The 22,349-nt window shown below is 68.6% G+C and carries 18 protein-coding genes; 14 read left to right on the top strand and 4 right to left on the bottom strand.

The genetic code is table 11. The annotated features are described in order from the left end of the window. Nucleotides 1–411 precede the first annotated feature (411 nt). From CRM89_RS10065 to CRM89_RS10040, 6 genes are all read left to right on the top strand, one after another. Nucleotides 412–1,374: a hypothetical protein gene (locus CRM89_RS10065; RefSeq protein WP_098083832.1), complete on the top strand. Its 963-nt coding sequence runs from the start codon at nt 412–414 to the stop codon at nt 1,372–1,374. A gap of 92 nt (nt 1,375–1,466) precedes the next feature. After that, the gene (locus CRM89_RS10060; RefSeq protein ID WP_229434672.1) at nt 1,467–1,769 is read left to right on the top strand and encodes a pilin; all 303 of its coding nucleotides are present in this window, start codon (nt 1,467–1,469) and stop codon (nt 1,767–1,769) included. A 332-nt stretch (nt 1,770–2,101) separates the two neighbouring features. Then, nucleotides 2,102–3,646 carry a hypothetical protein gene (locus CRM89_RS30870; RefSeq protein WP_098083830.1) on the top strand — a complete coding sequence of 515 codons (1,545 nt, stop codon included), beginning with the start codon at nt 2,102–2,104 and terminating at the stop codon, nt 3,644–3,646. After that, nucleotides 3,643–6,507, top strand: a complete 2,865-nt coding sequence (locus tag CRM89_RS10045) for a PrgI family protein (RefSeq protein WP_098083829.1) — start codon at nt 3,643–3,645, stop codon at nt 6,505–6,507. The genes CRM89_RS30870 and CRM89_RS10045 overlap by 4 nt, the downstream gene beginning before the upstream one ends. 316 nt (nt 6,508–6,823) lie before the next feature. Further along, nucleotides 6,824–7,099 (top strand): hypothetical protein, encoded by a 276-nt coding sequence (locus CRM89_RS30865; protein WP_172964469.1) that lies wholly within the window; start codon nt 6,824–6,826, stop codon nt 7,097–7,099. A gap of 68 nt (nt 7,100–7,167) precedes the next feature. After that, nucleotides 7,168–9,189 (top strand): recombinase family protein, encoded by a 2,022-nt coding sequence (locus CRM89_RS10040; RefSeq protein ID WP_172964468.1) that lies wholly within the window; start codon nt 7,168–7,170, stop codon nt 9,187–9,189. A gap of 535 nt (nt 9,190–9,724) precedes the next feature. On the opposite strand, the gene CRM89_RS10035 is transcribed toward CRM89_RS10040, so the two are convergent. Both CRM89_RS10035 and CRM89_RS10030 read right to left on the bottom strand, forming a co-directional pair. After that, the gene (locus tag CRM89_RS10035; protein WP_011209950.1) at nt 9,725–10,366 is read right to left on the bottom strand and encodes a LysE family translocator; all 642 of its coding nucleotides are present in this window, start codon (nt 10,364–10,366) and stop codon (nt 9,725–9,727) included. 784 nt (nt 10,367–11,150) lie between these two features. Then, complete coding sequence (locus CRM89_RS10030; protein WP_060590351.1) at nt 11,151–11,744, bottom strand: TetR/AcrR family transcriptional regulator; 594 nt, start codon at nt 11,742–11,744, stop codon at nt 11,151–11,153. A gap of 152 nt (nt 11,745–11,896) precedes the next feature. Between CRM89_RS10030 and CRM89_RS10025 the strand changes: the two genes are divergently transcribed. From CRM89_RS10025 to CRM89_RS10000, 6 genes are read left to right on the top strand one after another with little or no spacing between them, the layout of a single operon-like run. Continuing rightward, on the top strand, nt 11,897–13,117 hold the full coding sequence (locus tag CRM89_RS10025) for an acetyl-CoA C-acetyltransferase (RefSeq protein WP_060590353.1): 1,221 nt from the start codon (nt 11,897–11,899) through the stop codon (nt 13,115–13,117). Next, nucleotides 13,114–13,869: an SDR family oxidoreductase gene (locus CRM89_RS10020; protein WP_011209944.1), complete on the top strand. Its 756-nt coding sequence runs from the start codon at nt 13,114–13,116 to the stop codon at nt 13,867–13,869. The genes CRM89_RS10025 and CRM89_RS10020 overlap by 4 nt, the downstream gene beginning before the upstream one ends. Before the next feature lie 28 nt (nt 13,870–13,897). Then, a complete protein-coding gene (gene fabG / locus CRM89_RS10015; RefSeq protein ID WP_098083827.1) occupies nt 13,898–14,656 on the top strand; it encodes a 3-oxoacyl-ACP reductase FabG in 759 nt (252 codons plus the stop codon). Beyond that, the gene (locus CRM89_RS10010) at nt 14,653–15,108 is read left to right on the top strand and encodes a MaoC family dehydratase (RefSeq protein ID WP_060590357.1); all 456 of its coding nucleotides are present in this window, start codon (nt 14,653–14,655) and stop codon (nt 15,106–15,108) included. Before fabG ends, CRM89_RS10010 begins: the two co-directional genes overlap by 4 nt. Then, entirely contained in the window at nt 15,105–16,133 is a 1,029-nt protein-coding gene (locus tag CRM89_RS10005) for a phosphotransferase family protein (protein WP_060590359.1), read from the top strand. Before CRM89_RS10010 ends, CRM89_RS10005 begins: the two co-directional genes overlap by 4 nt. Next, a complete protein-coding gene (locus CRM89_RS10000; RefSeq protein ID WP_098083826.1) occupies nt 16,133–17,356 on the top strand; it encodes an acyl-CoA dehydrogenase family protein in 1,224 nt (407 codons plus the stop codon). The genes CRM89_RS10005 and CRM89_RS10000 overlap by 1 nt, the downstream gene beginning before the upstream one ends. 40 nt (nt 17,357–17,396) lie before the next feature. Here the strand turns inward: CRM89_RS10000 and CRM89_RS09995 are convergent, their stop codons facing one another. Together CRM89_RS09995 and CRM89_RS09990 are read right to left on the bottom strand one after the other, a co-directional pair. Continuing rightward, nucleotides 17,397–19,052 carry an NAD(P)/FAD-dependent oxidoreductase gene (locus CRM89_RS09995; RefSeq protein ID WP_098083825.1) on the bottom strand — a complete coding sequence of 552 codons (1,656 nt, stop codon included), beginning with the start codon at nt 19,050–19,052 and terminating at the stop codon, nt 17,397–17,399. Between the two features lie 130 nt (nt 19,053–19,182). Next, nucleotides 19,183–20,181: an alpha/beta hydrolase gene (locus CRM89_RS09990; RefSeq protein WP_098083824.1), complete on the bottom strand. Its 999-nt coding sequence runs from the start codon at nt 20,179–20,181 to the stop codon at nt 19,183–19,185. Between the two features lie 156 nt (nt 20,182–20,337). On the opposite strand from CRM89_RS09990, the gene CRM89_RS09985 reads away from it, so the two are divergent. Both CRM89_RS09985 and CRM89_RS09980 read left to right on the top strand, forming a co-directional pair. After that, entirely contained in the window at nt 20,338–21,000 is a 663-nt protein-coding gene (locus CRM89_RS09985) for a hypothetical protein (RefSeq protein WP_086843733.1), read from the top strand. After that, nucleotides 20,993–22,348, top strand: coding sequence for a glutamine synthetase family protein (locus tag CRM89_RS09980; protein WP_086843748.1), 1,356 nt, complete (start codon nt 20,993–20,995; stop codon nt 22,346–22,348). Before CRM89_RS09985 ends, CRM89_RS09980 begins: the two co-directional genes overlap by 8 nt. The last annotated feature ends 1 nt before the right edge of the window (nt 22,349 follow it).

Here is a 22,349-nt window from a genome sequence, read left to right as displayed (position 1 = left end):
CTACTCATTAACTGCCGCCAAAAAGCCGAAAACGGGACGTAATTTCCGAACTCCGCTCTCTGAGAATTTCCTGAGCCCGATATCCGGACCTAGAAAACGGGTGCATCGATGAGATGTCCCGGGAATTTTTTTGAAGAATTTTCACCACGGTTTGCCAGCGTGCTCGGATGCCTATCCGGAACCTATCTGAAACATATCCAAGTCATATCCTGGCGCTATCCTGCGCTTCACATGTGCTGGTAGATGGGTATATCCGCGCGGATATGCCGTGCCCCCGACGGGTGGGTGTGTCGTAGTAGCGGAGGGGATGCTGATCTGCGCAAGATATGACTTGGATATGTTTCAGATAGTGTTTGGATATGTTGCGGATAGGGTTTGGATAGGTTTCGGATAGATCCGCGAGGTGTCCTGATGTGGTCGGAAAACTATCGACCGAACAAGGAGATCGTGGTGACGAACACGCATGACGAAACCATTCCGGGACAGATCGGCAAACGGCCCTCGCCACTGGCTGCGGTGAACAGGGGTTTCGACCGGATCGCCGGACACTACCTGCCGACCATCCCCCGTCCGGTCCCGGTGTCGGAGGCCGGTTGCGGTCGGATCCGGACGTGGGGAGAGTTGCGTGAGCGGCTGTGGGATCCAGGCACGCCGATGACCGAGGTCGATGCGATCGGGGTGTGGCTCATCGAACGGGTCCGGCAGCGCTGCGAGTCCGCAATGCTCGTGAGCGCGGCGCTGGCCGTGCCGATGCTGGCCCGTATCACCGGCGAGCACACGGCACCGGGAAGCCCGGAGCGCCACGATGCCGAGTCCGAAGCGCTGGCTGAGTTCCTGCTCCACCTCCCGTGCATCGATGTTGACCAGCCGCACGTATGGAATCGCCTACGGTGGGCTGCCTTCCGCGCTGACCGTAAAACAGCAATCGAGCAGCGAACCAATTTCACGGTGGTCGGCGACCTCGGAGCTGGCCTCACCGAATGGGGGCAGCGGGCGCAGGTACTCGGAGCCGAGTCGGGTCACCCCGAGACGGTGCTCGCTGCTGCCGTGGGTGCCGGGGTGATCTCCGCCGACGCCGCAGAACTCATCGCCGCGTCCCGGTGGGAAGACCGGCTGCTGCCCGGTCTGGCCGCCGAGCGCGGTGTCCCTGTGGGCCGACTGCGCAAGCAGCGGTCCCGTGCCGAACGTGCCCTACTGGTATGGCTGGCCGACCGCACCCGCGACCTCGACCCGGTCCGCAACGGCCCGGTCGAGACCGCGACGGTGACCACGCTCGCGCCGAGGGTCTCCTCACCGCGGCGAGGCCGCCGGCCGAAACGGCTCTCGTCAGCTCCGGCACCGGCACGCATCGAGTCCGGGCGGGTGGCCGCATGAACCCGCACACGAACGCTCTCGATGGGGCCGTACAGGACTCGGCTGGCCGCGCACGACGCTGGCCCCGGCGCCTCGCTATCGCGGTCGCCGCCGTGGTGGTGTCGGTGGTCGCGGCCGGATCCGCCTCGGCGGCGCCACCGCACACCGAGGTGCTGGCCATCGCCTCGTCGCTGGGCGAGGTGATCGACAACGCCCGCAACTGGCTGGTCGGCATCCTGGCCGGGCTGGCGACACTGTTCCTGACCATCGCAGGAGCCCGCTATCTGCTCGGGGGCGGTGATCCCAGCGAGATCGAGAAGGCCAAGACCGCCTTCCGCGCCGCGTGCATCGGCTACGCGCTGGCGATGCTGGCACCGGTCATCGTCGCCGTGCTCAAGTCCATCATCGGAGCCTGACCGTGAGCACCTCGGCCCAGGCACCACCCACCCCCACCCGGTTCACACCGGCCGCGCGCCTCGCTGCCATTAGCGCAGCAGCGGTCCTCGCCGCCGTCCTGATCGTGCTCACCGGTTCCGGCGGGGCCGCCGCCCAACCCGCCACTCCGACGCCGGTTCCGCCGGTGACCACGGCACCGGCGACACCCGCGCCGACCACCAGTCCACCGACCACGACACCGCGCCGGTGGGTGACACCACCCTCGACCACCGCCCCACCGACGACAACCGCGCCCGGCACAACAGCGCCAGCACCGGCACCTGGATCCGGGTCGGGCTCGGCCGAGTGCGGGGTGACCAACATCAACGGGTGTGTGGAGAACGCGGTCGACGGGTTCTTCCGGCGCATCGTGGAGACCTCGCTCAACCCGTTGCTGGAACTGTTGTCGCAAACCCTGCTCACCACACCCGAACCCGGGCAGATTCCCGAGATCGGGGTCTTGTGGAACCAGTCGTGGCAGATCGTGCTCGCCCTCTACGTGCTGGTCGTGATGGCTGCCGGGGTGCTGTTGATGATGCGTGAGACCGTCCAAACCCAATGGTCGATCCGCGAACTCGCACCCCGCCTGGTCGTCGGATTCGCGACTGGGGGGTTGAGCATGATGATCGCCACCGCCGGAATCGGTTTCGCCAACGCCCTCGCCGGTGCTCTCGCTGGAGATGGTGTCGACTCGGGCTCGGCCGCCGACGCGCTGGCCGAGTTGGCGTTCACCAGTACCCAGAGCCTCGGTGTCCTCGTTCTGTTGCAGCTGGCGCTGTCGGTGATGCTGCTCGTGCTGATCATCAGCTACCTCGTGCGGGTGACGATCACGATCTTGCTGATCGTGGGCGCACCCCTGGCTTTGATGTGTCATGGGCTGCCCGGCCTCGACGGTGTCGCCCGCTGGTGGTGGCGCAGCTTCGCCGCCTGCCTCGCAGTCCAGGTGGTGCAATCACTGACGTTGGTGACCGTGCTGCGGGTCATGCTCCGTCCCGGTGGCTGGTACGTGTTCGGGCCCGATGCCAACGAGATCGCCGACCTCACTGTCGCTTTGGCGTTGATGTTCGTGTTGATCAAGACACCGATGTGGCTGCTGTCGGTGCTCAAGATCGGGCAAGGCCGCAGCTTCCTCGGCTCGATCGTGCGCGGATTCATCGCCTACAAAACCCTCGGCATGCTCAAAGGCGCCACTGCGAGCAGCGCCCGCACCACAGCCTCGGCGGCATCCGCACGGCGGAGTGCGCGACCCGTCCGTGCCTCACGAGCACCCCGCGCCGCCTCCAGCAGTGGACCGCCCGATCCGTACGCGCGGGTGCGTTCGAGCCGCGACGGGCAGCTCATGCTGCCCTTGGAAGGAGTGCGCCGCGTTCCTCGGCAACCCAACCCGGCACCGGCCCAAGCGACCGGCACCCCACCACCGCGCTCGAACCGGTCGGCGAGGGGACGCCAGCTCGCGTTCGACTTCACTCCACCGGACCCGTATCGGGGCATCCGCGCCGGGGCTGGGGGACAGTACCCGCTCCCGATCCCGGTGCGCCGTGTCCGTCCAACACCCCCGCCACCCGAGCCGCCGCCGCAGCGGCCCGGTCGCCGCGCGACACCGCAACAGCTCGCCTTCGACTTCACCGAACCCACCCCGCCCGACCCGTACGCGCGTGTGCGCCCGAACCGTAGCGGCCAGTACCCGCTGCCGTTCCCGGTCGCCCGGGTCAAGCCCGTTGCACCGCCGCCGAACCCGCTACAACCACCCGCAGCGGCCCCGGCGCGTCCGGCGGGGCGGCAGCTGCATCTGCCCATGCCGGATCTGCCCGTGCGCCGCCGAGCGCCCCGCGCCCCGAGAGGCGGAACCCTGAAATGAATACCATCGTGCGCATCCCCGCCGACGTCGACCGCTCCGATCGGCTGCTGGGGCCGTTCACCGCGCGCCAGCTCGCTGTCCTGGCCACGACCGCGGCACTGCTGTACGCGGCCTGGGCTGCAACGCGAACCCTGCTACCGCTGCCCGTATTCGCGGTCACCGCTGCCCTGATGTTCGTGTTCGTGGCAGTCGCGGTCCTGACACGCCGCGAGGGCCTGTCGGCCGACCTGCTGCTCGTCGCGGCCGTTCATCACCGCCTGCGTCCACGCCACCTCATCCGATCACATGGTGCCACCCGGGCTCCGCACTGGATCACGACGCGCACCACAGGACGACGTCCTCGGTCGCCGGTGCCCTCGGAACTATCGGCAGATCAGGCGCGGTTGCCCGAGTCGGTGGCGAGCAGTGGCAGCGGCGAGGTCGGGGTGATCGACCTCGGCGCCGACGGCCTCGCCGCCATCGCCGTCGCCGGAACCCTCAACCTGTCGCTGCGGACCCCGACCGAACAGGACAGCTTGGTCGGCCAGCTCGCGGGCTGGCTGCACACCCTGCGTCAACCCGTCCAGATCCTGATCCGTTCGGCGCGGCTGGACTTGACCGAGCACATCACCGGCCTGCAAACGGCCGCCGCGCAGATGTCGGCCGACCTCGCCGCGGCAGCCCTCGACCACGCCGACCACCTCACCGCGCTGGCCGCCCGCGAAGACCCCGTCCACCGACAGGTGCTGCTCGTCTGGCGTGAACACACCGAGGCCGTGGCGACCAGCGGGCTGCGTGCCCGTCTCCCTGGGCAGCGCCGAGCCCGGCGCACCCTATCGGGCGGTGCGCGCCGGGCGGCCGAGTCCAGGCTGCTGCGCCGGATGAACGAGGCCGCCGATGTGCTGTCCCCGCTGGGGATCTCGGTGACCGCCCTCGCCCACGACGCCGCGACCGCCGTGCTGGCCAGTTGCACCGACCCCGAAAGCCTCGTCTCTGCCGCCGCCGACATCACCGCCGCCGACACGGTCGTCAGCACCGACCCCAATACCCGATTACCGGATCCGTTCGCCGGGGACGGGCTCGACCGGTTCGCCCCGGAATCTCTGACCATCGGCACCCGGCACCTCGAGATCGGCTCGGATTGGAGTGCGACCCTCGCGGTAACCGGCTACCCGCGCGAGGTGACGGCCGGCTGGCTCGCGCCTCTGCTGTCTCACCCGGGCAGAGTCGAGGTCGCGGTGCACGTCGAGCCGGTCGACCCGGCCACCGCCGCGACCCGGCTGCGCCGCCAGCAAGCCCGCCTCGAATCCGCCCGCAGGCAGGACCTCGGCCGAGGCCGTCTGACCGACCCGCAGGTCGACGTCGCCGTCGAGGACGCCGCCGACCTGTCCGCGCGCGTCGCGCGGGCCGAAGCCAGGCTGTTCCGCGTCGGGGTGTATCTCACCGTCCATGCCGCCTCGGAATCCGAGCTGGCCGACGAGTTGGCCGCCGTTCGCGCGTTGGCGGCGAGTCTGCTCGTGGACACCTGCACCCTGTCCTACCGGGCAGCTCAGGCGTGGGTGACGACTCTGCCGCTCGGGTTGGACCTGATCCGGGTCCAGCGGACCTTCGATACCACTGCCCTCGCCGCGGCGTTCCCCTTCGACTCACCCCAGCTCCCCGCCGCCGAACCCGCCCAGGCCGACCGGCCCCAGGGTGTTCTCTATGGCCGCGACGCCGCGTCGGGGTTGTTGTTCGTGGACCGGTTCGGTCCCGAGGCCCACAACCACAACCTCGTCGTTCTCGGCCGCTCCGGTGCAGGCAAGTCCTACCTGGTGAAAACCGAGATCCTGCGAGCGCTGTATCGCGGGGTCGAACAGGTCATCATCGACCCCGAAGACGAATACCGGCGCCTGAGCGAGGCCGTGGGCGGCACCAACATCCGCCTCGGTGCACCCGGAGTTCGGCTCAACCCGTTCGACCTGGAAATCCACACCCGACCCGACGGGAGCCGCAGCGCCCCGACCGATGCGCTCACTCGGCGCAAACTGTTCTGCCACACCCTGATCCAGGTGCTGTTGGGGGACCAAACCGCCGCGCAACGGTCGGCGCTGGACGCTGCTCTCGCCGCTGCTTACACCGCCGCCGGGATCACCGACGACCCCGCCACCTGGACCCGGCCCGCGCCCACCCTGAGCGACCTGCGAGACCAGCTCGACCAGCTCGCCGTGCCCGCTGCCGTCGAGTTGGCTGCCGGGCTGCACCCCTACACCGGCGAGGGAGCCTATGCCGGGCTGATCGACGGACCCACCACCACCGAACCCGAGGGCGCGATGATCGTGTTCTCGCTACGGGAGCTGCCCGATGAAATGAAAACCATCGGCACGCTGCTGGTTTTGGACGCGACGTGGCGGAAAGTGTCGAACCCCGGTCATCGGCGGCCCCGCATGATCACCGTGGACGAGGCATGGCTGCTGCTGCGCGAGCCCGCCGGGGCGGCGTTCCTGTTCCGGGCCGCGAAGAGCTTCCGCAAGCACTGGGCCGGACTCACCGTCGCTACCCAGGACTGCGCGGATGTCTGCTCGACCGAACTCGGGCGAGCGATCATCTCCAACGCCGCCACTCAGATCTTGCTCCGCCAAGCACCCCAGGCCATCGACGAGGTCGCTACCGCCTTCCACCTCTCTGACGGCGAGCAACAATTCCTGCTCTCCGCGGCTCGCGGTTCGGGGCTGCTCGCGGTCGGCGGCACCGACCGCGCGGTGTTCGGGTCTTTGGCCTCGCCCACCGAGAACGCGCTCATCACCACTTCGCCGGAGTTCCTGGCCGCCATCGCCGACGACCGCGACACCGAAGTCGACATCGGCTCAACCGCAACAGCCGACGGCAGGTGGGCGGGGTGACCCTGGACGCCGCTGTCCGAACCACCGCATCGGGATCGGGTTCCGGCGTGCAACGGTCACACCGCAGACCCGCCCGTTCGACCCGCCAGAACGGCGCAGGCCGCCGTATTCCGGCCGATCGGCACCCCGGGTTGGTCGCGGGTGACCGGTTCGGCAGAAATGCTGCACGAGAAGACATTTGACGCCTCGGCCGCTACGGAGCGTTCATGGACCCCGCTGCACGGACCCAGCCCGGTTCCCGCGCAGTTCGACCCACCCACGAAACAGCCACCTCCGCCACCTATCGGGCCGACGTGGCAGGACATGAGAGGAAATCATGGACGAGGAATTTTCCGACGACGCCGTGGTGATCCCGTTGCGCCCCTGGCGGGCCCGCGCCGATTCGCCGATGCATGTCGATGCTCGAGTGGGCGAGATGACCACGTCGTTCCAGATCCGCTATGTCACCGGAGCCGAAGCCAAACGCGTCGCCGAACGGCAAGCCCGCGCGATCTCGGCGCTGCTGCGCTGGCTCGACAGCCACGACCCAGCCACAGCCGAGCTGGTCGATCTCGACGCCATCACCACCGCCGACGAACAGGAGGCGGCATGAGCCTGCCCGCATTCGCCGGACCCGACAGCCCTGATCTGCTCGGGATGGGTGGGTCGTCCCCGGTCCCGGTGGCGGTGTTCCTGCGCACCTCGACCCGGGATTTGCAGGACCCCACGTTGTCGCTGCCGCGCCAGCTCGACAACTGCCGCAAGGTGCTGCCTAACGGGTTCGTGATCGTCGCGTTCTTCTACGACGTCGAGTCCTCCCGCAAGGATCTCGAGATGCGTGGTCTGGGCAGCGCGCACGAGGCATTCGACATCCCGATCCCGCGTGACGGCGGTTTGGCCGACCTGATGGCCGAAGCCCGCCACCCCAACCGCCGCTTCGAGGCGGTCGTGGTCGAGGAGATCGAACGCGCCGCCCGCTGGACCCACCAGTCCACCCAGCTCGAACACGAGCTGGAGAAAGTCGGGGTGCCGCTGTTCGCCGCCGACGAGGGCCCGATCTCGCTGTCGGAGAAACGCGCCACCCAGATCCTCGTGCGCCGCATGAAACAAGGTGTCGCCGAATGGTTCTTGCGCCACACCCTCGAACAATCCTGGGAAGGGTTCCGCGAACACACCTTTCAAGGCTGGAACATCGGCAAAGCCTGCCACGGCTACCTCAACGAGAAAGTGCCGCACCCGGTCGCGGCGAAACGAGAGGAAGGCCGCACCAAGTCCCGGCTCCTCGTGGACCCAGAACGCGCACCGGCGGTGGTGCGGATCTTCCAGCTGCGCCACGACGAGAACCTCGCCTACCAGGTGATCGCCGACCGGCTCAACGCCGACCCCGACCGCTACCCGCCCCCGCAACCCAACAGCGGCAAACGCGCCCGGGGCCGCTGGTCAGGTTCCTCGGTCCGCGAAATCCTGATCAACCCAAAATATACCGGGCACATGGTGTGGAACCGGCGCGCCAGCAAGAAAGGCGGCGCGCTCGTCCCGCCCGAGAAATGGGTATGGTCACCGCAGCCCACCCACGAACCCCTCGTCACCCGCGCGGTGTGGGACGCGGTCCAGAAGAACCGCACCACCCGCCAAGGGTCGCGGATGAGCGTGAAGAACACCCACCCCGACACCCACCGCACCTACGTACTGCGCTCGTTCGTGCACCACCAGCAGTGCAACAAACGGATGTTCGGCAAGACCCGCAAGGGCTACGGCTACTACACCTGCCAACCCAAACTCGACCTCGTCGGCAAACCCGAGGAATACGCCGACCACCCCCGCGCGGTGTACGTGCGCGAAGACAAGCTCCTCGCCTGCGTCGAGACGTTCTTCAACGAACGCATCTTCGGCCCCGACCGCGCGACCCTGCTGCGCCACCAGCTACGCGGGCAGTCCTCGAGCAAGGGCCACGACATCGAACAGCGGGCCGCCGCGATCGAGAAGACCCTCACCGACATCACCCGACGACAGGACAACGTGCTCGCCGAGCTGGAATCGCGTCCCATCACCGGCGACGACGAGTTGTCCCAAGCCTGGGCCGAACGGCTGAGACGCCGCTACACAGAACTCGAAAAGGAACGCCGGACCAAGAATGCCGAGCTGGAGACGCTGCGTGAACAGGTCGCCCGGCAACGCCCCGACGAACCCGCTGTCCTGGACCACCTGCCCCGGCTGACGCTGCATCTCACCCGGGCCCCCGATGTCCTGCAACGTGACTTGTACGAGGCATTCGGGATCAAGATCGTTTACGACCACACCGGTAAGCACGTGACCATCTACGCCACCCTGACCGAAGAAACACTCCCAGATGCCGCCATGGCCGCCGCGCCGCTGACCCCTGCTACGACCCCCGAAACGGGGCCCGTACCGCCACCAGCCCACAGGGGCGGCGGTACGGGGCAACCCGGCACGCCATGGGAAACCGCTACTACGGTTGCCCATGTTCTTCGTGCCCCCGGCGCGGCACATCGAAGAAGGGCACGTGGGCGACCAGGAGACTCGCTCGGGTCCCCTGGTAATAGAAGCGGATTTTGCCCTTGGGCGAGGGAGCAGCATGGCGCGGCGGGCCGTTCGGTCGGTGTCGCGTTTCCGACAGATCCGATGGTCCGCCACCACGCGCCACAACGGTCTCGATTCCCCTACGGCGGGAGCTGTTCGTGATCGCGGTACAGCTTGTCCACCACTAGCTCGCCGGGACGTCCGATCGGATACTCGACGATCCGACTTCGCCTGCCGAGGGTATCGTGCACCGAGTTCTGAAACCAATGATCGATCCTGGTGCACCTGAACGGTTATCGCTCGCTCTTGACCAAGCCGAACACACACGGAGTACACGCCAGAATCCAGCTGTGGGCGGTATCGATCCGGCCGGTCACGAGGTGCAAGGTTCCCTGCGAGTACCGGTCTGGCAGTATCCCGTCCCGGCGTTGGCGAGCGCGACGTGCCGTGTGAACGGCGCGCTCGATGCAGCGTTGTCGGAGAAGTACGCCTGCGTCAGCCCTGGACTGTCTCTGAGCTGGGAACGGCGGTTCTGCACGGCAAGGATTCCGCTGAGCACCTGGCGGGCGATACGCCCGGGTGTAGGTTCATCATCTCCGTCGGGTCCAGTCCCTCGCCGTGCTCCATCGGCACCATGGCTGCGCGGCCGTCCGGACGGCAGAGGTGCCACACCTTGGTGGGGTTTCCACCGCGGGGGTCAGGCCTTGCTCTCGGCGAGCAGGAGTGTCCCGCCCAGGCCGATCATCATGCCGCCTCCGCTCGCCCGCACCGCCGCGAGCCGTCGTGGCGAGCGGGCGAACCACGTCCGTGCCGAGCCGGCGATCAACGCCCAGGTGGCATCGCACAGGAAGGCGATGACCGTGAAGACGACGCCGAGCACGAGCATCTGCACCGGGACGGCCCCGGCATGGAAGTCGACGAACTGGGGCAGTGCCGCGACGAAGAACACGATCGTCTTCGGATTGGTCGCTCCCACGATGAACCCTTGGCGGAGCACCGTGGGCGAGGAGACGCCTCGGGGCGTGACGGCGGCGCTTTCGCCCAGCCCGTCCTTCCGATGCCGGATGGCCTGCACGCCGAGGTAGGCGAGATACGACGCGCCGAGGATCTTGACGATGGTGAACAGGGCGACGGACTGCGCGACGATCGAGCCGACGCCGAAGGCCACGGCGGTGATGGGGATCAGCCCGCCCAACTCGTTGCCGACGACGCTCCACAGCCCGCCGCGCCGTCCGAGGGACAGGGAACGACCGATCACGAAGAGCACGCTGGGCCCGGGGATGGCGATGAGGATCAGCGAGGCGAGGGCGAAGGTGATGAGGGCTTCGACGGACGGCACGACCTCACCCTATCGCCGCGATGCGCCGTCTCGTCCCGGCGGCAGCTCCACCATGGACCACCAGCGCCCGCCTGCGGCTGCGGCCGGGCCGCAGCCACGTGCCACGGAACCGGCTCGACAACGACCCCGCCGATGCAACCGGAACCGGCTGCGCACATGCGGTGGGCGCCCGAGCCGGTGGTGATGCGACCCAGACCTGCCGAGCCGTGCGCACCCGCTCCAGCCGGGCATGCTGCCGGGCGTGAGTCGATCTGTCCACCAGCCCGTTTCGGCCCACCGCGACCGCACTACTCGCCCCGGTACGCGCTGCCGCCCGTGGTTGAGCGTCGAGAGAAGTGGTCGACCCGCGCCGACGGCGCCTGAGCCCGGTCGCTGATCCGCGATTGCCAGGTACTTGTGTGGCACGTCGCCGGCGCGCGACCGGGTCCGGTAGCTGCCAGACCTGCCCCTGGTCGGTTGTCAGCATCTGCTGCCGGCGCACTCGACGAGCGGCGGGCCGGAATGGGCTGCGCCGAGCCAGTCGTGGCCCACCCGCGCGACGCAGCCGAGGCCAGGACTCGAGATCGGGTGGCCGACCGCACCCGACCGCCCCAGGCTACGACGCCCATGTCCCGGGCACGATCACCGACCTTCTCACCGAGGAAGCCGTCGAGCCGACCGGCACCCCGGTTCGACGGTGGCCGTGGGCGACCGGATCGCCACGAGTAAGGGCGATGAAGAAAGGCCGCGATCTGCCGAACTGGTCGACGCCGCTGTCGAATTGAACGCTCCGGTGCGGGCCGGGTCAGGCCGCGCCGACGATGCGTAATGCCATCTCGGCATAGGCCGTGGCGATGTCCTCCGGGGTCCAGTGGCCCGCGTCGCGGTACCAGCGGGCGATGTCGATGCCGAGGGAGAGCAGGGCGGTGGATGCGATGCGCGCGTCGGGGATGTCGAAGACGCCCTGCTCGATCCCGCGCTGCACCAGGTCGCGCATGGTCTGGTCGATCTGCTGGCGGATGGCCCGGATCTCGTTCAGGTGCTCGGGGCTCAGTGAGTTCAGCTCGTAGTTGACGATCCGGGCGCTGGTGTGCGCGCGGGCGTGATGGACCGCGAAATCGTAGATCACGGTGCGCAACGCGGTCGCCGGATCGCTGGACGAGGCGGCCGCTTTCCTGATCAGCTCGAGTGTCTCGTCGTGGCCCGCTCGCGAGATCAGGTAGAGCAGCTCTTCCTTGGATTTGTGATGCACATACACCGCGGCCGGGCTCATGCCGGCGGCTCCGGCGATATCGCGCGTCGTCGTCCCGTTGAAGCCCTTCTCGGCGAATGCCTCGACGGCGGCTTCCAGCAGGCGTGCGCGGGTCGAATCGCCGCGGGGTTCGGTGATGTCGGTCATGGGATCGCCATTATCTCGCCTCGGTCCGGCCGCTCCGGTCACGGCGGGTGTGATGTGGTCAACAGGGGGCGAGTCCTGATCACTGTTGACGGTGACCCGGACCACCCTGCACTATGCTACTAAGCAAGCGCTTAGTCATCAAAGGAGATTCGATGCCGGAAGCTGTGATCGTCGCCGCTGCCCGTTCCCCGATCGGGCGGGCGGGCAAGGGCTCGCTGAAGGAGATGCGTCCCGACGACCTGACCGTGCAGATGGTGCGGGCCGCGCTGGCCCAGGTGCCCGCCCTGGACCCGGCCCAGGTCGAGGACCTTCTGCTCGGCTGCGGGCAGCCCGCGGGCGAATCGGGCTTCAACATGGCCCGCACGGTGGCGGTGCTGGCCGGGCTGGACACGGTTCCCGGCACCACCGTGAATCGCTACTGTTCCTCCAGCTTGCAGACCACCCGGATGGCGCTGCACGCCATCAAGGCGGGCGAGGGTGAGGTGTTCATCTCCGCGGGCGTGGAGACGGTGAGCCGGTTCGGCAAGGGCAGCGCCGACGGGTGGCCCGACACCCAGAATCCGGTCTTCGCCGACGCCGTCGCCCGCACGGCCGAACGAGCGAGCGGGGGCGCCGCCGACTGGGCCGACCCGCGCGCGCAGGGTCTCCTGCCCGACGTCTACATCGCGATGGGCCAGACCGCGGAGAATGTCGCGCAGTTCACCGGCATCACTCGCGCCGAACAGGACGCGTTCGGTGTCCGTTCGCAGAACCTCGCCGAGAAGGCCATCGCCGACGGCTTCTGGGCCACCGACATCACCCCCGTCACGCTGCCGGACGGCACCGTGGTCAGTGCCGACGACGGCCCGCGCGCGGGCGTCACCATGGAGGCGGTGAGCCAGTTGAAGCCGGTGTTCCGGCCCGACGGCACCGTCACCGCGGGCAACTGCTGCGCGCTCAACGACGGCGCGGCGGCGCTGGTCATCATGTCCGACACCAAGGCCAGGGATCTGGGCATCACCCCGCTCGCGCGCATCGTCAGCACCGGCGTCTCCGCGCTGTCCCCGGAGATCATGGGCCTGGGCCCGATCGAGGCGTCCAAGCAGGCGCTGGGCCGGGCCGGTCTCACGATCGACGACATCGACCTGGTCGAGATCAACGAGGCGTTCGCCGTGCAGGTGCTCGGCTCGGCCCGCGAACTCGGTATCCCGGAAGACAAGCTGAACGTCAACGGCGGCGCGATCGCGGTGGGCCACCCGTTCGGCATGACCGGCGCCCGCATCACCAGCACCCTGATCAACTCGCTGCGCTTCCACGACAAGCAATTCGGGTTGGAGACCATGTGTGTCGGCGGCGGCCAGGGCATGGCCATGGTGCTGGAGCGGCTGTCGTGACCGGCCGTTTCGCCGGCAGGACCGCGATCGTCACCGGCGCCAGCCGCGGCATCGGCCTGGCCATCGCGCAGCGCCTGGTGGACGACGGCGCGAAGGTGGTGATCACCGCGCGCAAGCAGGACGCCCTCGACGAGGCGGTCCGGCAGCTGGGCGGGGCCGAGCACGCGCTCGGCGTCGCCGGACGTGCCGACGACCTCGAGCACCAGGAGGAGACCGTCGCGCGGGCGATCGAGACCTTCGGCGGCGCCGACCTGCTGGTCAACAACACCGGGATCAACCCGGTCTACGGTGCGCTGATCGACATGGACCTGGCCGCGGCGCGCAAGATCATCGAGGTCAACTGCCTGGCCGCGCTGTCGTGGACCCAGCGCGCGCACAAGGCGTGGATGGCCGAACACGGCGGCGCGGTGGTCAACGTGTCCTCGGTGGCCGGGATCAAACCGGCGCCCGGGATCGGCTTCTACGGCGCCAGCAAGGCGATGCTGACCTACCTCACCCAGGAACTGGCCGTGGAACTCGGGCCGGACCTGCGCGTCAACGCGGTCGCCCCGGCCGTGGTGAAGACGAAGTTCGCCACCGCGCTCTACGAGGGCCGCGAACAGGAACTCGCCGGAACCTATCCGCTGAAGCGGCTCGGCGTGCCCGAGGACATCGCGGGTGCGGTGGCGTTCCTGCTCTCCGACGACGCCGCCTGGATCACCGGCCAGCTCCTCGTCCTCGACGGCGGCATCACCCTGACCGGCGGCGTCTGACAACCACATTCGACTCCAGGAGATATTCATGAGCACCCAGACCACGACCGCTGTCGTCACCGGCGCCGCCCGCGGCATCGGCGCGGGCGTCGCCCGGCGCCTGGCCGCCGACGGCATGGCCGTCGCCGTGATCGACCTCGACGAGGTCGCCTGCAAACCGGTCGTCGAGCAGATCCAGGCCGCGGGCGGCACCGCGATCGCCGTGGGCGCCGACGTGGCCGACGAAGCCGCCGTCGCCGCGGCCGTCGAGCGGGTGGCCACCGAACTCGGCGCGCCCACCGTGTTGGTCAACAACGCGGGCGTCATCCGTGACAACCTGTTGTTCCGGATGACCACCGACGACTGGGACACCGTGATGAACGTGCACCTGCGCGGGTCGTTCCTGATGACGCGCGCGGTCCAGAAGTACATGACCGAGGCGAAGTTCGGTCGCATCGTGAACCTGTCGAGCACCTCGGCGCTCGGCAATCGCGGCCAGGCCAACTACGCCGCGGCCAAGGCGGGCCTGCAGGGCTTCACCAAGACCCTCGCCCTCGAGCTCGGCAAGTTCGGCATCACCGCCAACGCCATCGCGCCCGGCTTCATCGAGACCGAGATGACCGCGGCCACCGCCGAGCGTATCGGTGTTCCGTTCGAGGATTTCAAAGCTGCTGCGGCCAAGGAGATTCCGGTCGCGCGCACCGGTGTGCCCGAGGACATCGCGCACGCCGTGTCGTTCTTCGTCAGCGAGGGCGCCGGTTTCGTGTCCGGTCAGGTGCTGTATGTCGCGGGAGGGCCGAAGGCATGAGGACGTTCCACGGCGTGGCCGAGCTCGAGGCGGCGGTCGGGTCCCATCTCGGCTACTCGGAGTGGCACACGATCACGCAGTCGCAGATCAACGCGTTCGCCGACGCGACCGGTGACCACCAGTGGATCCACGTCGACGCCGAGAAGGCGGCGAACGGCCCGTTCGGCACCACCATCGCGCACGGCTACCTCACCCTGTCGCTGGTGCCGCTGCTGGTCGCGCAGATCTACCGGGTGGAGGGCGTGCGGATGGCGGTCAACTACGGCTCCAACAAGCTGCGGTTCCCGGCCCCGGTACCGGTGGATTCGACGGTGCGTGCCGGGGTCGAGCTGGTCTCGGTGGCACCGGGCGCGGCCGGGCACCTGGTCACCTCGACCGTCACCGTCGAGCGGGCGGGCGGCGACAAACCGGTCTGTGTGGTCGAGTCGCTGACCCTGGTGGTGGCCGGATGACCACCCGGTCCGACCTGCCCGGCCTCGACCTCGACCGGCTGTCCGATTGGCTGCGCGAGCACCTGCCGATGACGGGCACCGCGCTCACCGGCACCCTCATCGCCGGTGGCAAGTCGAACCTGACCTACGAGATCGGCGACGGTACCACCCGCTGGATCGTGCGGCGGCCTCCGCTGGGGCACGTGCTGGCCACCGCCCACGACATGGCCCGCGAGTACCGGGTGATGGCCGCGCTGCGGCAGACCGAGGTACCGGTACCGGCGATGTACGCGCTGTGCCAGGACGACAGCGTGATCGGTGCCCCGTTCTACGTGATGGAGCGCATCGAGGGCAGGCCCTACCGGACCGCCGCGGAACTGGCCGACCTGGGCCCGGAACGGACAAGGGCGATTTCGGCCGGCCTGATCGACACCCTGGCCACGCTGCACGCGGTCGACCCGGCGGCGATCGGGCTGGCGGACTTCGGTCGGCCGGAGGGCTTTCTCGAACGCCAGGTGCGCCGCTGGAAGAAGCAGCTCGACGCCTCACGCACCCGCGAGCTGCCGCTGGCCGACGAACTCCACGCGCTGCTGGCCGCGGATGTGCCCGCCGAGTCCGCGGTGGGCATCGTGCACGGCGACTACCGGCTCGACAACGTGCTCACCGACAGCCGGGACCGGCTGGTGGCGGTGATCGACTGGGAGATGGCCACTCTCGGTGATCCGCTCACCGACCTCGCGCTGATGGTCGTCTACGGCCGGCTCGCGGCCAGGGCGGGCGGCGCCGTGGTGGCCGACGCGACGGCGGCACCGGGCTTCCTGTCCGAGGACGAGATCATCGCCCGCTACACCGCGCGCAGTGAGCGCGACATGTCCCGGTTCGGCTTCTACCTCGGGTTGGCCGCGTTCAAGTTGGCCGCGATCCTCGAGGGCATCCACTACCGCTATCTGCACGGCCAGACGGTCGGCGAGGGTTTCGATGTCATCGGTTCGGCGATCGAGCCGCTCCTCGAGACCGGACTCACCGCAGTGAAGGAGTACCGCTGATGGATTTCGCCTACGACGCCCGCACCGAGGAATTGCGTGCCTCGCTCCTGGAATTCATGGAGACCCACATCTACCCGGCCGAGCCGGTGTTCCGCGAGCAACTCGCCCAGCTGGAGGACCGCTGGGCGTGGGATTCGGTGCCGGTACTGGCCGAACTGCGCGCCGAGGCCCGCCGCCGAGGCCTGTGGAATCTGTTCCTGCCCGGCGACGAGGGCGCCGGGCTGACCAACCTGCAGTACGCGCCGCTGGCCGAGATCACCGGCCGCAGTGGGCATCTGGCCCCGGCCGTGCTCAACTGCGCGGCGCCGGACACCGGCAACATGGAGGTGCTGGCGCAGTTCGGGACCGAGGAACAGCGCACACAGTGGCTCGAGCCGCTGCTCGACGGCCGGATCCGGTCGGCGTTCGCGATGACCGAGCCCGACGTGGCCTCCTCCGACGCCACCAACATCGCCACCCGCATCGAACGCGACGGCGACGACTACGTGATCAACGGCCGCAAATGGTGGATCACCGGCGCGATGAACCCGAACGCTCGCATCTTCATCGTGATGGGTAAGACCGATCCGCAGGCGAGCAGGCACCGTCAGCAGTCGATGATCCTGGTCCCGCGCGACACCCCCGGCGTGGTGATCGAACGCGGTATGGAGGTCTTCGGCTACGACGACCACGAGCACGGCGGCCACGCCGAGATGACGTTCACCGATGTCCGCGTCCCCGCCGCGAACCTGATCGGCGGGGAGAGTTACGGTTTCGCCATCGCGCAGGCCCGGCTCGGCCCGGGCCGCATCCACCACTGCATGCGCGCCATCGGCGTGGCCGAACGGGCCATCGAGGCGATGTGTGCGCGCGCCGAGGAGCGGGTGGCCTTCGGCCGACCGCTCAGCGACCAGGGGGTGATCCGGGACTGGATCGCCGAGTCGCGGGTCAAGATCGAGCAGCTGCGGCTGCTGGTGCTCAAGACCGCGTGGCTGATGGACACCGTGGGCAACAAGGGCGCCCACACCGAGATCCAGGCGATCAAGATCGCCACCCCGGCCACCGTGCAGTGGATTCTCGACAAGGCCATCCAGGTGCACGGCGCCGCCGGTCTTTCCCCGGACTTCTCGCTGGCCGCCGCCTACGCGGGCAACCGCACTCTGCGCTTCGCCGATGGTCCCGACGAGGTCCACAAGAACGCGCTGGCCAAGAACGAGCTGCGCAAGCAGCGAGAGGCCCGATGACCCGCTCCGGACCAACGATCTCCCGCGCCGCACGATCGGGCTAATCGATGTCCTCGTCGATTCGGCCGATCTTGCGGTCGACGGTCTCGCCGTCGAGCAGCACACCCGGGTAGCCGCGACGGGCCAATTCGGCGCACATGCGACGGTATTTGCCCACCCCGCCGACATAGCCGAGGAAGGTGGACGGCTTACCGACGACATTGGAACCGCGATACCAGGAATCGGTGGTGGCGTAGAGGGTCTTCCCGACGATGTCCTCGCAGATGGTGACCCATTCGTCCTGGGCCTCCGGCGTCGCCTCGATGACCTCGGCGCCCCGAGCCCGCGCGTGTTCGATCAGGTCGGTGACCCAGTCGACCGCCTGCTCGATGGTGACGATCACATTGCTGACGATGGCCGGGCTCTGCGGACCGCCGATCATGAAGAAATTCGGGAAGCCCGCGGTCATGATGCCGAGGAAGGTGCGCACCCCATCGCTCCATGCGCGCTGCAGGCTGCCCGCATCCTGGGAGGAGAGATTGAGGCCGAACAGCGGTCCGGTGAAGGCGTCGAAGCCGATGCCGAGCACGATCGCATCCACCTCGTAGCTGCCCGCACTCGTGACGATGCTGTCGGCGGTCATCGTCTCGATCGGTTCCTCGCGCAGCGAGACCAGTGAAACGTTCGGGCGGTTGAACGTCTCGTAGTAGTCGGTGCCGAATACGCTGCGCTTGGCGCCGAGGGGGTGGAAGCGCGGTTCGAGCAGCGCAGCGGTCCGCGGATCGTGCACGATCTCGCGGATCTTGCCGCAGACGAAGTCGGCGGCGGTCTTGTTCGCCTCGGCATCGGTGAGCAGGTCGGCGAATTCGGCGCCGACACCCAGGAAGCCGCTGCGCTCATACGCTTGTTCGTAGCGGCGCCGGCGCTCGGCGTCGCTGACGTCGAAGGCCTTGTCGGTGACGGGGCGGTCGGGGATGCCACCGGGGGAGTGGCGGCACTCCTCGCGGATCGCGGGGTAGTCGCGCTTGACCCGGGCGACGTCTTCCGGTGCCAACGGCGCGTTGCGCGCGGGAAACACATAGTTCGGCGTGCGCTGGAAGACGGTGAGCTGTTCGGCGACGGCGGCGATATGCGGAATCGCTTGCACCGCGGACGATCCCGTGCCGATCACGGCGACGCGTTTGCCTGCCAGATCCGCCAGCGGGATCGTCCAGCGGCTGGTGGAGACCTTGATCCCGGTGAAGTTGTCGATTCCGGGAACGTCGAATTCCTTCGGCGTCGACAGCCCGCCCGCGCCCGAGATCAGGTAGCGACAGCGGCGCACCTCGCCGGAATCGAGGGTCACCTCCCAGAGGTGTTCTGCGGGCAGCCAACGGCCCGAGCACACCTTGGTGTTGAAGGTGAAGTACTTGCGCAGGTCGAACCGGTCGGCCACATGGTTGATGTAGCGCAGGATCTCCGGCTGCGCGGCGAAGCGTTCGCTCCAGGTCCACTCCTGCTGCAGTTCCTCGCTGAACGAGTAGGAGTAGTAGATGCTCTCGACATCGCAGCGAGCGCCGGGATAGGTGTTCCAGTACCAGGTGCCGCCGACATCGGGCGCGGTCTCGAACCCGGCGAACGACCAGTTGTGCTGCCTGGCCTGATAGGCGGCGTAGAGGCCGGAGAACCCCGCTCCGACGCAGATGACGTCGAGCGGTTCGGGGGTGGAGTGTGTCATGGGAGTGCCTTCGAGTGTCCGAGTGCGTGCAGAACGTGCAGGGGACAGCGGTGGGTCCGGTGGACGATCATGAACATGATCACCTGACTATGACAAGTGACTCATAAAGTATCGCCGGGCTTGCCGGTCGTCAACAGGGCTCGCCTCGCCCGCGCGCGAGCCGCCGGTCGCGGGGCAGTTCGCGCAGGAACCGGCACACTTCGTCGATCGCCGCCGTGGTCTGCGCGAACACCCCGACCTCGGTGAAGAAGCCGTGGAAGACGCCGCGGTACCTGGTCGAGGACACCGCGACGCCCTCGGCGCGCAGTCGCTGCGCGTAGGCCTCGGCGTCGTCGCGGATCGGGTCGACCTCCGCGGTCAGGACCAGTGCGGGCGGCAGCCCCCGCAGCGATTCCGCGCGCATCGGCGCGGCCAGCGGATCCCCGCCGGGGTGTCCGACACCGGTGTACTGCTCCCAGAACCAGCGGCCCTGTGCGGCGCCGAGCAGCGGCGCGTCGGCGAATTCCGTCCACGACGCGCGGCTGAACGTGTCGTCGACGGCGGGGTAGGCGAGCACCTGCGCGACCGGTAGCGCACCGCCCTGCTCGCGCAGGGACAGGAGCAGGGCGACGGCGAGATTGCCGCCCGCCGAATCGCCGCCGACCGCGATCCGGCCGGCGTCGATGCCCAGGTCGGTGGCCGATCGGATCAGCCACGCGTAGGCATCGACGCAGTCGTGCAGCGCCGCCGGGTAGGGGTTCTCCGGCGCCAGCCGGTAGTCGAGGGAGACGACCGTCCAGCCGGACCCGGCGGCGATCGCGCGGCACAGCTCGTCGCAACCGTCCAGGGTGCCCAGGACGAAACCGCCACCGTGCAGGTAGACCAGAGTGGGAGCGGCCCCGCCCGCCGGTGTGTCATCCGCGCGGTAGAGGCGGGCGGCGATGGTGCCCGACCTGGTCGGCACGGTCAGTTGTTCGACATGATCGAGCCGGGTGATCGGGTCGGCGGACGGGGCGGAGTTCAGCAACGCGCGGGCCTGCTGCGGGCCGAGAACGTGCAGGGGTTCGGGCAGGAGCCGGCCGATCATCGCGGCCACGGCGGCGGCCTGGTCGTCGAGCAGTGCCCAGCAGGCCGGAGCGGCGTCGTTCATGAGAAATCCTCGGTTGTCGTTTGACAAAAAGTGATCTGTGCCTCACCATCATAGTCACGTGATCCAGACATCTGACTAGAAATCATGTTCCATGTGGGATCCGCTGTCGACGGGTGTTACCGCGCACAGATCTCGTCGCATCGAAAGGACAACCTGATGACCGAAACGACGATCGGTCCCGCGACGCGCGGGACCGACGCGGTCGGCGAAGTCGACATCCGGATGGAGGACGACGCGAGTCCGATCGTCCGGCTGATCGCCCGGACCATCACCGATTCCCTCCGCGCCGACAGTTCACTGCTGCCTGCCGGGCTGACCGGCACGATCGCGATCCGTTCCCACGACACCCCGCAGGCGGCCACGATCACCCTTGCCGACCGTGCGATCGAGGTGACCGGCGGTGTGCACATCGAGCCCGACTTCGACGTGACCGTCGACCTGAACCAGTTCTTCGCCCCCGTCGGCGAGCCCACCGGGTCGGCGGAACTCGCGGCCGTGGCCACCGCGCTGCTCTCGCCGCCGCTGCCGGACTGGAAGACCGCCGCGGTGAGCTTCTGGGAAAAGGCACGCACGGTTCCCGGCATCCCCGACATGCTGGTCGCCGTCACCGAGGGCCCCGACGGCGTGGACCAGGTCGTCGCGGGCGAGGGGGAGACCCACTACGTCATCGCGGGCCCGCCCGAGTTGCTGGCCGCCGTCTTCACCGGCGCGGTCGATCTGCTCGCTGCCCTGTCCACCGGCCTCGTCGGCGTGCGCGGCACCCTCTCGCAGCTGTCCGTGCTGGTCGCCGCCTCCTGGAAGGTTCGTTATGATGTCTGAAAATTCCACCGCCGCAACCGTTCTCCAGCCCGGCGTCCACACGGTGCGGATCGAGTCCACCAACCACGACGGCTCCTTCCACGGCAAGAACATCGCGCCCGCGAAGTTCACCGCGTGCGCGGATTCGGGCTTCGCCATGGCCGACCTGCTGTTCGGCCTCGACCTCGGCAACGCGCCGACCCTCGGATTCGCCTACCCCGACTGGCGCGGCCATCTCGCCGACCTGCAGTTCCGTCCGGACCTGTCGACGCTGGTGCAGTGGGCGCCGGGTGTGCAGTCGGTGATCGGCGACTACTGGCAGCCCGACGGCACCCCGGTCGGCACCTGCCCGCGGAATCTCGCGCGGCGGATGGTCGACCGGCTCGCGACACGCGGCTTCACCGCCACGATCGCCGTCGAGATCGAAGCCACCCTGTTCCAGGAGTCGGTGCACGAGGCGCGGGCGAAGGGGTATCGCGATCTCACCCCGCTCGGCGGCTCCGCAGGCACCGCCTACAACCTGGCGAAGTCCAAGGACTGGGTCGACTACATGTCGGCGGTCGCGCGGCGGCTCGAGGAGATCGGCATCGAGTGGGAGGCGTGGAGCGACGAGGACGCGGCCGGCCAGGTCGAGCTCAATCTCGTGCCCGATGACCCGATCTCGGTGTGCGACAACTGGGCTCGCGCCCGGCAGGTGATGCGCGAGGTGGCCTTCGAACTCGGTCACACCGTCACCTTCATGGCCAAGCCGACCGCGGGCTACGGCCAGGCCTCGCACGTCAACCTGTCGCTGCACCGCGACGGCGCGAATGCCTTCTACGCCCCCGACGGGCCGTCGGACACCATGCGGCACGCGGTCGCCGGACTGCTCGCGACGATGCGCGGGGCGACCTCGGTGATGCTCCCGCAGATCACCTCCTACCGTCGCCTGGTCGACCTGAGCGGCCCGCCGACCACGGTGACCTGGGGCATCGCCAACAAGACGACGGCGGTGCGCGCGGTCTGCGGGCATCCGAAGTACTCCCGCCTCGAGTACCGCGTACCGGGCGCCGACGCCAACTTGTACCTCGCGGTCGCGACCATCCTGGCCGGTGTGATCGCCGGTATCGACGGCGCGCTCGAACCGGCCGAACCGGTCAGCGACATGGCCTGGTGCGCACCCGACCTGGAACGGCTGCCCGACACCATCACCAAGGCGGCCGACGCGCTCGAGTCCGACCTGATCCTGCGCGAGCAGCTCGGAGACGAGTTCGTCGACTATTGGATCGGCACGCGGCGCTGGGAATGGATGCAGTTCCACACCACCGGCGGCGATCCGTTCGCCGAGCTGTCGGAGTGGGAGTCCGCGCGCTACTTCGAGTTCCCGTGAC

The organism is Nocardia sp. FDAARGOS_372 (genome assembly GCF_002554515.1).
GTDB lineage: Bacteria > Actinomycetota > Actinomycetes > Mycobacteriales > Mycobacteriaceae > Nocardia > Nocardia farcinica.
This window is presented reverse-complemented; position numbering and strand designations above follow the sequence as displayed.

Excerpts from the sequence above, each read along its gene's own strand:
- CRM89_RS30865 (WP_172964469.1), top strand. The coding sequence starts at position 6,824 with ATGGACGAGGAATTTTCCGACGACGCCGTGGTGATCCCGTTGCGCCCC.
- CRM89_RS10025 (WP_060590353.1), top strand. The coding sequence starts at position 11,897 with ATGCCGGAAGCTGTGATCGTCGCCGCTGCCCGTTCCCCGATCGGGCGG.
- fabG (WP_098083827.1), top strand. The coding sequence starts at position 13,898 with ATGAGCACCCAGACCACGACCGCTGTCGTCACCGGCGCCGCCCGCGGC.
- CRM89_RS09980 (WP_086843748.1), top strand. The coding sequence starts at position 20,993 with ATGTCTGAAAATTCCACCGCCGCAACCGTTCTCCAGCCCGGCGTCCAC.
- CRM89_RS10000 (WP_098083826.1), top strand. The coding sequence starts at position 16,133 with ATGGATTTCGCCTACGACGCCCGCACCGAGGAATTGCGTGCCTCGCTC.
- CRM89_RS09995 (WP_098083825.1), bottom strand. The coding sequence starts at position 19,052 with ATGACACACTCCACCCCCGAACCGCTCGACGTCATCTGCGTCGGAGCG.
- CRM89_RS10005 (WP_060590359.1), top strand. The coding sequence starts at position 15,105 with ATGACCACCCGGTCCGACCTGCCCGGCCTCGACCTCGACCGGCTGTCC.
- CRM89_RS09985 (WP_086843733.1), top strand. The coding sequence starts at position 20,338 with ATGACCGAAACGACGATCGGTCCCGCGACGCGCGGGACCGACGCGGTC.
- CRM89_RS10010 (WP_060590357.1), top strand. The coding sequence starts at position 14,653 with ATGAGGACGTTCCACGGCGTGGCCGAGCTCGAGGCGGCGGTCGGGTCC.
- CRM89_RS09990 (WP_098083824.1), bottom strand. The coding sequence starts at position 20,181 with ATGAACGACGCCGCTCCGGCCTGCTGGGCACTGCTCGACGACCAGGCC.
- CRM89_RS10065 (WP_098083832.1), top strand. The coding sequence starts at position 412 with ATGTGGTCGGAAAACTATCGACCGAACAAGGAGATCGTGGTGACGAAC.
- CRM89_RS10030 (WP_060590351.1), bottom strand. The coding sequence starts at position 11,744 with ATGACCGACATCACCGAACCCCGCGGCGATTCGACCCGCGCACGCCTG.
- CRM89_RS10045 (WP_098083829.1), top strand. The coding sequence starts at position 3,643 with ATGAATACCATCGTGCGCATCCCCGCCGACGTCGACCGCTCCGATCGG.